This is a genomic window from Xenorhabdus kozodoii (assembly GCF_002632875.1).
GTDB lineage: Bacteria > Pseudomonadota > Gammaproteobacteria > Enterobacterales > Enterobacteriaceae > Xenorhabdus > Xenorhabdus kozodoii.
The window spans coordinates 62,631-75,330 of sequence record NZ_NJCX01000023.1; the positions used below are offsets into that span (position 1 = coordinate 62,631).

Below are 12,700 nucleotides of genomic sequence, written 5' to 3' on the forward strand. Positions count from 1 at the left end.
CTGAACACATTAATGTTGCTATCCGAGTATACCCCCGAGGAACTGACCCTCTTAGCCGCAAGAGCATTGGGTCAGCTCGGAGATGTGTAGATACCTATGCTACGCGGGGAGATATAAGACTCATCTTGAAAGGCGATTGGTATATATGTAATAAAAATAGTGACTATAGTAATGCCAAAAATGTATTCTTAATATAATTTATATAGGGTTTATTTTTTTTGTTTAAATTTTACTTTGTTTAAGTTGGTTTTTTTTGATAAATTTATGTTTGTTTATTGTTGGTTTTTTTGTTTTTGAATTAATCTAAATTATATCGAGTAGGGATAATTGCAGTTAGTTCATCACTAAATAACAATTCAATCTTGCAGGACACCTTATTACTCCTTACATTGAGAGGAGTAAGGGATCTTCATAAATATCTGTGTCTCACTATGATGAAAAGGCATTTAGCAGCAGACTAATAATATTTTATTGAGATATGAAAGTAGGTTTAATAAAACATAAACTAAAAATAAAATCATTTTATGAGATAGTAACGTATTGTATATAAAAACTAAACAGGGTAAATAAAATGTCTAAAATTCTATCTGAAGAAAAGATGAACGAGTACTTAAAAAGTTGGGATGATAATGGATATATAGTTATAGAGTCAGCGGTAGATAGAGAACAGGCACAGAAAACAATAGATGCTATATTTAATTTCCTTGAAATGGATAAAAATAAAGGCATTGATTTTTATGATGAAAACATTCGTTCTCGCTCTGGAATTGATGAAATGGGACGAATTCCTTTTTATCATCATCAAACGCTATGGGATAATCGACAAAATCAAATAATTTATTCGGTTTATGAAAAAATATTTGGTACAAAGGATCTATTGGTAAGTATTGATAGAGTCAACATGAACCCTCCAGTGAATGAGAATTGGAAATATAAAGGATTTATTCATTGGGATATTGATGTTTCAACGCGGCCATTGGAAAGAAAAATACAAGGTTTATTGAGTTTGACAGATGATGATGGAAACTCTGGTGGGTTTCAATGTGTTCCCGGATTCCATAAAGTTATTTATGAATGGTTATCCAAACAACCTGAAGGATATAATAGTAGATTTCCGGATACTACGGGAATGAAAATTGAATCGATTCCATTAAAGGCGGGAGATTATGTTATTTTTCATGGTGCATTACCTCATGGAAATAAACCTAACATTTCTAATAATCCTCGGTTGGCTCAATATTTTTGTTGTTTTCCACGCACTGATCTTACTGAGCAACAAATTTTAGAGAGAATTTCAGCCTATCAGAAAGGATTGCCTACTACATCTATAACGGGTAAACCTTTCCCTATTAAGAAAGTAGAACAACAAAGTACATATAATGTAAACTTAACAAAGTTAGGTAAATTATTGCTTGGGTTTTAATAATATTACTCTAAGATGTTATAATGGAGAAAAAAATGCATCATGTAGAGAATAATATTGATATTTCAATTATTCTTCCTAGATATAATGAAAGTTTTTTCATTATTGAAAAAACGATACAGCGTATCAGGAAGATTCAAGAAATATTGAATGTGCAAATTATTATTGTTAACGATTCAAATAAAAATAATTTCCATGATCCTGATATCATTAAAATAAAAAAACAGTATTCTGATGTGATGGTTATCTCTAATTGTGGTAATTATGGTAAAGGATATAGCATTCGACGAGGAGTCGATCTCGCAATTGGAAAGTGCATTTTTTACACCGATATTGATTTCCCAATAGAAGAGAATGATTTTTTTAGTGCATACCAAAATATTAAAACATCTAATATTGATTTAATTATTGGTGAGAGATTTTCAAAAAATAAATCAAGAGCTAATTTATATCGTAAAATGACAAGTAAATTATTTTTGAAAATGGTTAATTCATTATTAAAATGTGAGGTTTCTGATTCTCAGTGTCCATTCAAAATGATAAGGTCAGATCTGGCAAAAGAGTTATTTTCTAAGCAAAAAATCAAAGGGTATGCATTCGACGCTGAAATTATTTATCTGGCAAATAGGCTTTCTAAGAAACTATATCAACTTCCTGTTTCTTGGGAAGACACAAGGGAAAATTGGAGTTTAGTAAAGACATTAATTAATTATAGTATTATGATTTTAAGTATTTTTTCTATTAAAGTTTATTGGATTGTTAATGATCCGAAGCTGCTGTGATAATTTTGCTTAGTAAGTATTTACTGATTTAAAGATTATTTTATTATTGGTTGTTGGCTATTAATAAGAGTGGTCTAAATTATTATAAATGTGGCTTGTAATGTTTTTGGTTATGGAGTGATGATGGAAGTTTCTAATATAAAAGCTATTTTATTTGATATGGATGGTACTTTGATTCAGTCGTTATCAGCAGTTGAAGATGTTTTGTCTAAATGGCGTGAGATGCATAATATTCCTGTAAAAAAGGTATTGGAAATTTGCCATGCTGTTGCGTCCATTGTAACATTTGGATATTTTGGAATTATGATTGGACCTGCTTTAATAGGTTTCATTGCGCATAATTTTGATTTGGAAATAGCATTTTATATATTATCTGTTGGTGCATTAATTATGCTATTAAATACAAATTTAATAAAAAAACACTGATTTAATAAAATTTATTTACTATAAAAATAAGGAATGTTCTTATGAAGTTTCCTCAATGGCCTTGCTTTTCAGAAAAAACACTTAAAGATATTCAAGCCCCACTTTTATCTGGTCAAGTTAATTATTGGACCGGAAAAAAAGGTATGGAATTTGAAAATAAATTTGCCAATTGGATTGGTGCAGAAATGGCGATTTCTTGTAATTCAGGTACTTCCGCCGTTAATATTGCCGTTGGTGCATTAAATATTGGCCCAGGCGATGAAGTGATCGTCCCTTCCTATACGTTTATCGCCACCTCTTTTGCCGTTTTACAATGTGGGGCTATTCCCATTTTTTGTGATACGACAGAAGAGCACACCATTGATCCTAACAAAATTGCGGCACTGATTACGTCCCGTACCAAAGCGATTATAGTTGTCCACCTTTATGGGGTGGTATGCGATATGGAGCCGATTATGGCTATTGCACGCAAGCATAATCTTAAGGTTATAGAAGATAGCGCCCAATGCCTAGGTGGAAAATATAAAGGACAATCCGTTGGCACAATTGGTGATCTTGGAACCTTTAGCTTTTGCCAATCAAAACATTTTACGACAGGTGGAGAAGGAGGTATGGTCGTCACCAATCATACGGAAATTGGTTGGGAATGCCGATCCTATCGTGATCATGGCTTTGATGTGAGAAGAAAGTTTGACCTTCTCGCTTTGGAAGAAGTTTCGTGGCATGTACATAATCGCATTGGTTACAACTATCGAATGACTGAAATCCAGTCGATTATTGGGATTAATGAATTGGAGCGATTCGATAGTTGGAATATGAAAAATCGTCAGCAATATGCCAAGATTTACGATGAAAAATTTGCCAATATCGATTTGATCGACAATTTGCCGCTGAATTCCGAAGATAGATGCAATGCTTACTGGTTATATCCGATAGTTTTTGATTTGAACAAATTGGATTGTACAGCTGAGGTCATTTTGAGTGACTTGAAAAAGATAGGTGTCCCTGCATTTAAGATCCAATGGCCGGAAGCCTATGGGGAAAAAGTATTCAAGGAATTGCGCGGCTTTGGCTCAACGAATTTCCCTTTCCATTCGACAGAATACACCTCACCGGAATCGGTTAATTACCGTGATGTTGTGTGTGAAACAGCGCGGTCTTTATTACCTAGAACAATCAGCTTGTATTTGCATCCTAGCTGGGATGAAAAACATATTGTTTATTGTGCAGATCAATTGATTGCGGTATTGAGTAATCATCGCATTAGTTGATTTTGTTGCGGGAAGTCCTTCTTCTTCCCGCTTTTCCGCTCTAACTTTACCCATTCCACCATTTCCCACTAACAAAGTGTTGTTTCTCGGTTCAGCTTATTAGATTATAGAAGGTTATATTGAAGCGCTTTTTGCATTGAGGAAAAAACGATGAGTGAGGCAGATGCCCGCCCGACAAACTTTATTCGTCAGATTATTGACGAAGATCTGGCAACTGGTAAACATACAGCCGTACATACCCGTTTCCCGCCTGAACCCAACGGTTATCTGCATATCGGCCATGCTAAGTCGATCTGCCTGAATTTCGGCATCGCTCAAGACTATCAGGGACAATGCAACCTACGTTTTGACGATACAAACCCAGTTAAGGAAGATATCGAGTACGTTGAATCGATTAAAGCTGACGTTCAGTGGCTAGGATTCCAGTGGAGTGGGGATATTCGCTACTCTTCTGACTATTTTGATACCTTGTATCAATACGCCATTGAATTAATCAATAAAGGCCTGGCGTATGTCGATGAACTGAGTCCTGAAGAGATCCGTGCATATCGCGGTACGTTAAAAGAGCCGGGCAAAAATAGTCCGTATCGTGATCGCAGCGTAGAAGAAAACCTGGCCCTGTTTGAAAAAATGCGTGCCGGTGAATTTGCTGAAGGCAAGGCGTGTCTGCGTGCCAAAATTGATATGGCATCCCCGTTCATTGTGATGCGTGATCCGGTTATTTACCGGATTAAATTCGCAGAGCACCACCAGTCAGGCAATAAATGGTGCATCTATCCGATGTACGATTTTACGCATTGCATTTCCGATGCGCTGGAAGGGATCACCCACTCCATTTGTACGCTGGAATTTCAGGATAACCGTCGTTTGTACGACTGGGTATTGGATAACATTACGATTGATTGCCATCCACGTCAGTACGAGTTTTCTCGCCTGAATCTGGAATATACGGTGATGTCCAAGCGTAAACTGAACCAGTTGGTGATGGAAAAAATCGTTGATGGCTGGGATGATCCACGTATGCCAACCGTCTCTGGATTGCGTCGTCGTGGCTATACTGCGGCTTCTATCCGTGAGTTCTGTCGCCGTATTGGGGTGACTAAGCAGGATAACAACGTTGAGATGGCTGCATTGGAATCTTGTATCCGTGATGACCTGAACGAAAATGCACCACGTGCGATGGCGGTACTTGATCCGGTGAAATTGGTGATTGAGAACATGCCAGCAGGTGAGGTTATTCTGACGATGCCTAACCATCCGAATAAGCCGGAAATGGGTAGCCGTGAAGTACCATTCAGCCGCGAATTGTACATTGATCGGGCAGATTTCCGCGAAGAAGCAAACCGTCAATATAAGCGTCTGGTTCTGGGTAAAGAGGTACGCCTGCGCAACGCTTATGTGATTAAAGCAGAGCGTGTGGAGAAAGATGCACAAGGCAATATCACGACGATTTATTGCCAGTATGACGAGCAAACCCTGAACAAAGATCCTGCTGATGGTCGCAAGGTCAAGGGGGTTATTCACTGGGTCAGTGCTGTGCACGGTGTACCCGCAGAATTTTATCTGTATGACCGCCTGTTCAGTGTGGCAAATCCAGGGGCAGAAGATGATTTCTTGTCTACTATCAACCCGGAATCGCTGGTGATCCGTAAAGGATTTGTAGAACCAGGATTGACAAATGCATTACCAGAAACAACCTATCAGTTTGAGCGTGAAGGTTATTTCTGTGCTGATAGTCGCCTCTCAAGTGCTGAACATTTGGTCTTTAACCGCACGGTTGGCCTGCGTGATACTTGGGCAAAAATTTCACAGGAGTAACGATCTCATAAGAGATGAGTTAATCCATCCACCAAAAGCGTGATTATTTTCACGCTTTTTTTTACTTAATAGCCTCGTAATGAAAATTAACTCCCGCAGTTAAGATTAAAAATTGCCTTATAGTCACATATTGTATAGGGTTATTGTCTGGTCAAACTTGTATATTATTTGCCCAAAACTTGCCTAGCAAAAATAATAAGTTCGGACGAGGTAATTTATGAAAATCATTAAATTACGTATTTTGGCAGCACTCTTTGTAGCAGTTGGATGTATAGGTAGCACCCAAGCAAAAATGACATCATCCATGTCATCTCAACAATCAATGTCATCACAGCAGATCGTGGATTTACTCAGTCAATTAAACGTCAAGTTTAAAGTGATTGATAATCAGGCGGGTTCACATGGCACAGATTGCGCCATTCTTGGTGCGGATTCGGCTGTCTGTAACCGGGTTAACATTATCCTGACTAATGGTGATAAACCCATCAACTCCTCCGATTGGGCGCTCTATTTTCACAGTATTCGCCAAATCCTGAAACTGGATAATGATCAGTTCAAAATTACCCCTATTACGGGTGACTTGCATAGGCTGACCCCGACGAAGAAATTTACGGGCTTTAAGGCTAATGAAAAGGTCGTGCTACCGATTGTTGGTGAATATTGGCAGATTTACAGTACAGATTTCATGCCACGTTGGTATGCGACTTCCGGTGATGCTATCCCCAAAGTATTGGCAAATACCGATACTGAAAACATTGGCGAATTTTTAACTGATCTGGAAGGAGAGCAGTGGAAACGTACGACAACCGATAACAATATCCTGATGACACCCGAAAACCGGTTTGCGAAAAACCAGCAGGTAGCAATAATCAGTGAAGATAAACTGCGAGGGCAGATTGTTCCGACACCGAAAGAACTTTCCGTTCACTTTCAGGATGTGGATTTATCCCGTGGCGTGAAACTAGAATTAGGCGGATTGAGCAGTGAATCGGTCAGTGTGATCAGGGAGCGTTTTAAAACCTACGGCATTCATTTAATGGATAACGGTTATCGCATCGCGACCCAAATCAACGCAAACTACTTTACCAAGCCTTGGCGGATAAAAGGCGCGTATTCATTGGAGATTACCCCCAAGGGGGCACAAATCATCGCGTTTGATCAATCCGGCGTATTCTATGGCCTCCAATCCCTGCTTTCCTTGCTGCCTGCCAATGGCACGCCCAAAATTGCGACACTGACGGCAAAAGATGCACCACGGTTTGCCTATCGTGGCGTATTCCTTGACGTGGGAAGAAATTTTCATAGCAAACAAGCTGTCCTGCGCCTGCTTGATCAAATGTCACACTATAAATTGAACAAATTCCATTTTCATTTGAGTGATGATGAAGGCTGGCGTTTAGAGATCCCCGGTTTGCCGGAATTGACCGAAATAGGCAGTCAACGTTGTCATGATCTGAGTGAAACTCGGTGCTTATTGCCACAATTAGGCTCAGGGCCGGATAACAACAATATGGGAAGTGGCTATTTTAGCCGTCAGGATTATATTGATATCCTGCACTACGCTAAAGCCCGCCAGATAGAGGTGATCCCAGAAATTGATATACCTGCCCATGCGCGTGCCGCCGTTATGTCGATGGAAGCGCGTTATAACAGGCTGATAGCACAGGGAAAAGAGCAGGAAGCGAATGAATATCGTCTGCTTGATCCGACAGACACCTCAAATACAACCTCCGTGCAGTTCTATGATCGCCACAGTTACCTTAACCCATGCCTGGACTCTTCAAAGCGGTTTATCGATAAAGTGATCAGCGAAGTTGTTGCCATGCACAAAGAAGCCGGTTTGCCGTTGAATACATGGCATTTTGGCGGGGATGAGGCAAAAAATATTCGTTTGGGGGCAGGGTATCAGGATAAAGATGAACCGGTTGTGCCAGGCAAGGGGATTATTAACCAAAAAATCGAAGATAAACCGTGGGCCAAATCTCAAACTTGTCAGAAGCTGATAGCGCAAGGCGTCATTAAAGATGTTGATGAACTCGCCAGCTATTTTGCTATTGAAGTCAGTAAGATCGTTAATGCCCACGGTATTGATACCATGCAGGCATGGCAGGATGGCCTGAAACACGCCAAATCGGCAAAGGATTTCGCCACTAAACATGTTGCGGTGAACTTCTGGGATACCCTGTATTGGGGAGGCTATGATTCTGTCAATGACTGGGCGAATAAAGGCTATCAAGTCATTGTTTCCAGCCCTGATTATGTCTATCTGGATATGCCATATGAAGTCCATCCAAAAGAGCGAGGCTACTATTGGGCGACTCGCTTTAATGATGAGGCGAAGATCTTCAGCTTTGCCCCGAACAATATGCCACAAAATGCGGAAACATCGGTGGATCGTGATGGCAATCATTTCAATACCCAGAGCAATAAACACTGGTCGGGGGCTTATGGCATGTCGGGGCAATCATGGAGCGAAACGGTGCGCACCGATGAACAAATGGAATATATGATCTACCCACGCTTGTTGCCGCTGGCGGAACGGGCATGGCATCAGGCGGAGTGGGAGCAGAATTATCAACAGGGCAGGGAATATAAGGGAGGAATAACACACTATGTTGACACGGCTCGGCTTCAACAGGACTGGGCGCGCTTTGCCAATCTGATCGGGCAACGTGAGTTGGCTAAACTGGATAAAGCCAGCATTTCATATCGACTGCCTGTACCTGGCGGCAGGGTTATCGCTGGAACATTGGAAGCCAATATCGCATTACCTGGGCTGGTTATCCAATACTCATTAGATAATGGAAAAACATGGCAAGATTACAATGACAGGCAACGACCTTACGTCAGCAGTAATGTGAAAATTCGCTCCGTTAGTACGGATGGGAAACGTTTTAGCCGCATAGATGAAGTTAAATTCTGACGATGACTTTTGAGACATGAAAGCCATAAATTGACAAAGCAACCTGCCGGTTAGTTCTCAAGCCAATCGGCGGGTTGCTTATTGAGATGAACAAATATCAGAAGCGGTTTATTTCAATCACTTCATTGTTAGTACTTGATTATCGTACTTTCTCATCATGAAGCGTGTTATCCTGGCGGCAATCTCCAGCAGCGCAGTGACCATATAGATACAAACTGTGATTTGAAAGTTTAATCCCATAGCGCTCAGAGATGATCTTCTGACGCTCTTCAATAAACTCATCATTAAATTCAATGACCTTACCGCAGTCGAGACAAATCAGATGGTCATGGTGATGTTGCTGAGTGAGTTCAAAAACCGATTTACCGCCTTCAAAATTGTGGCGTGTGACTATGCCGGCATCATCGAACTGGTTCAACACGCGATAGACAGTGGCGAGGCCAATCTCTTCACCGATATCAATCAGTTTTTTGTAGAGATCCTCCGCACTGACATGATGGCATTCTGGGTCCTGTAACACTTCCAGAATTTTCAAGCGTGGAAGTGTTACTTTAAGTCCAGCATTTTTCAATGCTTTATTGTTGTCGGTCATGCGGATTCAGTCCTGTAACTTGAGTTAAGTGAAATTATGATACTTGGGGGTATCGAGGGAATCATGATTTTGTTTCACATTGCTGATTATAGGCATGGATATTCAAAATGAAAACCATACCTATTCCGTTATCATGACACATTACGCAAGAATAATCCTGCCTGAAAGGGTCTTTATCTCCTGATTATGCGCCCAGGATCTCTGACAGACTCATTTCGGCCTTGATCTGTTGTACCCAGGTTTTGACGCGCTCATCCGTCAATTCGGGTTGGCGATCTTCATCAATGGCAAGACCAATAAAGTGGTTATCGTCAGCCATGCCCTTAGAGGCTTCAAAGTGATATCCTTCGGTTGGCCAATGGCCTACGATAATGGCACCACGAGGTTCAATAATATCGCGGATGGTGCCCATGGCATCACAGAAGTACTCTGCGTAATCTTCCTGATCACCACAACCGAACAAAGCAACCAGCTTCCCTTCGAAGCTTATTTCTTCCAGAGTTGGGAAGAAATCATCCCAGTCACATTGTGCTTCGCCGTAATACCAAGTTGGGATGCCAAGCAGCAGGATATCGAAGGCTTCAATATCTTCTTTGCTGCTTTTGGCAATATCGTGGACTTCAGCAACATCAGTACCGCCCAATTTTTCTTGGATCATTTTGGCGATGTTCTCTGTGTTGCCGGTATCGCTGCCGAAGAATATACCTATTATTGCCATAAAATGGGTTAACCTCTTGTTTTATTTGCGTATTAAATTTATACACATCACGCTGAAATCAGCTAGAAAAATGTCAGTTTTAGTAACATGAAAAGCGTTATTTTGACCAAACATCAATGACAAATCTGTCAAATTTGTGTGGTGATAGCGCTTCATTGCTGTTTAATAAAAGCCGTTAATCGGCAAGGTGATTTTTTTCTGCCAGTTGGGCTAACAACATTTGTTCAATCAATTCACTGCGGCTAATGTTGCGCTGTTTTGCCAGATGGTTCAGTGCATCGACGGCATCTTCATTGAGTTTGAGTTCCACTCGACGCAGTCCTTTGACTTTATCTCGTCGCAACTGGTTGCGTTTATTGATCCTAAGCTGTTCATCCCTGGACAGCGGATTTGTTTTAGGTCGCCCAGGCCTGCGTTCATCTGCGAACAAATCCAGTGTGGTGCGATCAGTTTGTTCTTTTGCCATAAATTCAATTGATAATGGGCGTGTACCAACAATATAGCGGGCAATAATACCTTAGCTGGACGCGTGTCGCTACTAGTTGATGGGAGAGATTGTTGGGATGGCTCAAAGGTTGCGAATCTCTTTTGGTTGAAATTTGGACTCTTGCTTTGCGATGCTGCAACGGCGCAATCCCTCCGTCAGTTACAGTGCCAGCCCGCGCCGGCTAAACCTCCTGCTTTTTATTATGGGTGAAATAATAAAAAGCAGATCGGGGTGTATGTGTTTGGGGGATGCAGTAGGAACACTCATTGAACGTAACGACGATATTTCACCAGCAATCTAACTATTGGGTTCATGACCCATGATGTTGTGATGGTTTCAGCGTAATTGTATTACCATTCACCATAGGGATATTTTTTCCCTTTGATAAAGTCTTGGATATATTTGGGGTACTCACTATAACCATTCAGAACATTTGTTTTGCCCTGACATACTGTCATCTTATCGCCGAAAACGGATTCACCGGTGGCAATTAAGATATTATCACCGTTATTTTTATCATAACCCCGTAACCAAGCGCGGGCACTTCCACCGGGGGCTAGACCAATAAGTATTCTATTCCTATAAAATATATGTCCCTGAACTGCCCGCGAATTATAAGGTTCACGCATTAGTTGCCAGGTTTCGGGGATAAATTTAAAGGTTGTCTGATAAGATTTTTTATCAATCACTGAATCCCAACAGACGGTCAATGAACGAGGCAGTGCTTCCCCATAATTTCTGATCCCACTACTTGTTGTGCCTAATTTTTTATTCCAACTCACTAAGCTACGGAAATTTTGATTAGCACCATCCGGCATAAATTTTTGCACAATATAATTATCTTCATCCTGAAACTGCGCAAAGCTAATGCTAACGGGAAAATATTCAGGTGTATAAAACTCAAACCACCATTTCTCATACGGCAATGGCTGGCTATGGCGCACGATGGGTTTGTAAGTCACCACCCGTTTTCCGGGGGGATAGGACTGGCAGGCGGTTAATCCCAATATTATTCCTAAGCTAAATAATAACACTAATGGTTTTTTGTTTCTCATTATGAAATTTCCTGACCGGTAATATTAAAGATGGCTCGGTGCCATTTTTTACAAGGTCGCAAATTGAACTTGTTGGTTAATCCAGTTCAAAATAACGGTATTACCATTCCCCATAGGGATATTTTTTCCCTTTGATAAAGTCTTGGATATATTTGGGGTACTCACTATAACCATTCAGAACATTTGTTTTGCCCTGACATACTGTCATCTTTTCGCCGGAAACGGATTCACCGGTGGCAATTAAGATATTATCACCGTTGTTTTTATCAATACCTCGTAGCCAAGCGCGGGCTGTACCACTAGGTGCTAAACCGATAAAAATAACTTTTCGGTAGTCAGGTGGCTGTTTTTCATATCCGGGATAGAAAGCAGGTTCACGCATCAGTTGCCTTATCTCCGGTGTGAATTCAAACAACGTTTGATAGGATTTTTTATCAATCACCGAATCCCAACAAATCATCATCCTTAGTGGTAAGGCTTCACCATGGTTCTTGACTCCACTACCTGCCCCCCCGCCTAATTTTTTACTCCAGTCGGTCAAACTCTGGATACTTGATTGAGCGCCATCATTCATAAATTTTTGCACAATATAGTTATCTTCATCCTGAAACTGAACAAAACTAACACTGGCAGGGAAATATTTCGGTGTATAAGTTTGAAACCACCATTTCTCATACGGCAATGGCTGGCTATGGCGCACGATGGGTTTGTAAGTCACCACCCGTTTTCCAGGGGGATAGGACTGGCAGGCGGTTAATCCCAATATTATTCCTAAGCTAAATAATAACACTAATGGTTTTTTGTTTCTCATTATGAAATTTCCTGACCGGTAATATTAAAGATGGCTCGGTGCCATTTTTCACAAGGGCGGTTCACAAAACTGATTAATTCGATGGCATTCACACCATCCTGAATTTGTTCTTCTTTTACCACTACGCTATTCCAGTGGGATGAACAATGGACATATTGAGTCTGGATCAACGTTAATTCTTCAGCACTAAAAGGGGTTAATGACTGACCTTGCCGGACTGCTCGTCCTTGCTTAATGGCTTTTTCCGTCAATGGAGCAAGTTCCGGAGGCAGTTGATAATTTTTATCATCATCATTGGGTTTACCAAAAACGGCACCTGCTTCTTGTGCAGCATCCTGCATTACCAACATCACAACCTTAGACCAGTCATTGGTAATCTCACGGTACAATACCG

The 12,700-nt window shown here is 40.7% G+C and carries 11 protein-coding genes and 1 pseudogene; 6 read left to right on the forward strand and 6 right to left on the reverse strand.

Annotation, left to right across the window (positions count from 1 at the left end; genetic code table 11):
* Window positions 1-571 precede the first annotated feature (571 nt).
* The 6 genes from Xkoz_RS15120 (at window position 572) to Xkoz_RS15145 (ending at window position 8,643) form a co-directional block, all read left to right on the forward strand.
* Entirely contained in the window at window positions 572-1,423 is an 852-nt protein-coding gene (locus tag Xkoz_RS15120; RefSeq protein WP_099142898.1) for a phytanoyl-CoA dioxygenase family protein, read from the forward strand.
* A 23-nt stretch (window positions 1,424-1,446) separates the two neighbouring features.
* A complete protein-coding gene (locus Xkoz_RS15125; RefSeq protein WP_099142899.1) occupies window positions 1,447-2,205 on the forward strand; it encodes a glycosyltransferase in 759 nt (252 codons plus the stop codon).
* A gap of 123 nt (window positions 2,206-2,328) precedes the next feature.
* A complete protein-coding gene (locus tag Xkoz_RS15130) occupies window positions 2,329-2,631 on the forward strand; it encodes a hypothetical protein (protein ID WP_099142900.1) in 303 nt (100 codons plus the stop codon).
* A gap of 41 nt (window positions 2,632-2,672) precedes the next feature.
* Window positions 2,673-3,902 carry a DegT/DnrJ/EryC1/StrS family aminotransferase gene (locus tag Xkoz_RS15135; RefSeq protein WP_099142901.1) on the forward strand — a complete coding sequence of 410 codons (1,230 nt, stop codon included), beginning with the start codon at window positions 2,673-2,675 and terminating at the stop codon, window positions 3,900-3,902.
* A gap of 150 nt (window positions 3,903-4,052) precedes the next feature.
* A complete protein-coding gene (gene glnS / locus Xkoz_RS15140; protein WP_099142902.1) occupies window positions 4,053-5,720 on the forward strand; it encodes a glutamine--tRNA ligase in 1,668 nt (555 codons plus the stop codon).
* Between the two features lie 217 nt (window positions 5,721-5,937).
* The gene (locus tag Xkoz_RS15145) at window positions 5,938-8,643 is read left to right on the forward strand and encodes a beta-N-acetylhexosaminidase (protein WP_099142903.1); all 2,706 of its coding nucleotides are present in this window, start codon (window positions 5,938-5,940) and stop codon (window positions 8,641-8,643) included.
* A gap of 139 nt (window positions 8,644-8,782) precedes the next feature.
* Here Xkoz_RS15145 and fur read toward each other — a convergent pair whose 3' ends face one another.
* From fur to Xkoz_RS20890, 6 genes and pseudogenes are all read right to left on the reverse strand, one after another.
* Window positions 8,783-9,235, reverse strand: a complete 453-nt coding sequence (gene fur / locus Xkoz_RS15150) for a ferric iron uptake transcriptional regulator (RefSeq protein ID WP_099142904.1) — start codon at window positions 9,233-9,235, stop codon at window positions 8,783-8,785.
* Window positions 9,236-9,419: 184 nt separating this feature from the next.
* Complete coding sequence (gene fldA / locus Xkoz_RS15155) at window positions 9,420-9,953, reverse strand: flavodoxin FldA (RefSeq protein WP_099142905.1); 534 nt, start codon at window positions 9,951-9,953, stop codon at window positions 9,420-9,422.
* A gap of 175 nt (window positions 9,954-10,128) precedes the next feature.
* On the reverse strand, window positions 10,129-10,419 hold the full coding sequence (gene ybfE, locus Xkoz_RS15160) for a LexA regulated protein (protein WP_099142906.1): 291 nt from the start codon (window positions 10,417-10,419) through the stop codon (window positions 10,129-10,131).
* A gap of 371 nt (window positions 10,420-10,790) precedes the next feature.
* Window positions 10,791-11,495 carry a DUF2931 family protein gene (locus tag Xkoz_RS15165; RefSeq protein WP_099142907.1) on the reverse strand — a complete coding sequence of 235 codons (705 nt, stop codon included), beginning with the start codon at window positions 11,493-11,495 and terminating at the stop codon, window positions 10,791-10,793.
* A gap of 100 nt (window positions 11,496-11,595) precedes the next feature.
* Complete coding sequence (locus tag Xkoz_RS15170) at window positions 11,596-12,306, reverse strand: DUF2931 family protein (protein ID WP_099142908.1); 711 nt, start codon at window positions 12,304-12,306, stop codon at window positions 11,596-11,598.
* Window positions 12,306-12,700 (reverse strand): annotated as a pseudogene (locus tag Xkoz_RS20890) (hypothetical protein); the annotation flags it as partial. The gene Xkoz_RS15170 and the pseudogene Xkoz_RS20890, both read right to left, overlap by 1 nt.

What these genes read in the sequence shown, in the direction of transcription:
- Xkoz_RS15125 (WP_099142899.1), top strand. Translation starts at nt 1,447, where the DNA reads ATGGAGAAAAAAATGCATCATGTAGAGAATAATATTGATATTTCAATT.
- Xkoz_RS15130 (WP_099142900.1), top strand. Translation starts at nt 2,329, where the DNA reads ATGGAAGTTTCTAATATAAAAGCTATTTTATTTGATATGGATGGTACT.
- Xkoz_RS15145 (WP_099142903.1), top strand. Translation starts at nt 5,938, where the DNA reads ATGAAAATCATTAAATTACGTATTTTGGCAGCACTCTTTGTAGCAGTT.
- Xkoz_RS15170 (WP_099142908.1), bottom strand. Translation starts at nt 12,306, where the DNA reads ATGAGAAACAAAAAACCATTAGTGTTATTATTTAGCTTAGGAATAATA.
- Xkoz_RS15120 (WP_099142898.1), top strand. Translation starts at nt 572, where the DNA reads ATGTCTAAAATTCTATCTGAAGAAAAGATGAACGAGTACTTAAAAAGT.
- Xkoz_RS15165 (WP_099142907.1), bottom strand. Translation starts at nt 11,495, where the DNA reads ATGAGAAACAAAAAACCATTAGTGTTATTATTTAGCTTAGGAATAATA.
- fur (WP_099142904.1), bottom strand. Translation starts at nt 9,235, where the DNA reads ATGACCGACAACAATAAAGCATTGAAAAATGCTGGACTTAAAGTAACA.
- fldA (WP_099142905.1), bottom strand. Translation starts at nt 9,953, where the DNA reads ATGGCAATAATAGGTATATTCTTCGGCAGCGATACCGGCAACACAGAG.
- glnS (WP_099142902.1), top strand. Translation starts at nt 4,053, where the DNA reads ATGAGTGAGGCAGATGCCCGCCCGACAAACTTTATTCGTCAGATTATT.
- ybfE (WP_099142906.1), bottom strand. Translation starts at nt 10,419, where the DNA reads ATGGCAAAAGAACAAACTGATCGCACCACACTGGATTTGTTCGCAGAT.
- Xkoz_RS15135 (WP_099142901.1), top strand. Translation starts at nt 2,673, where the DNA reads ATGAAGTTTCCTCAATGGCCTTGCTTTTCAGAAAAAACACTTAAAGAT.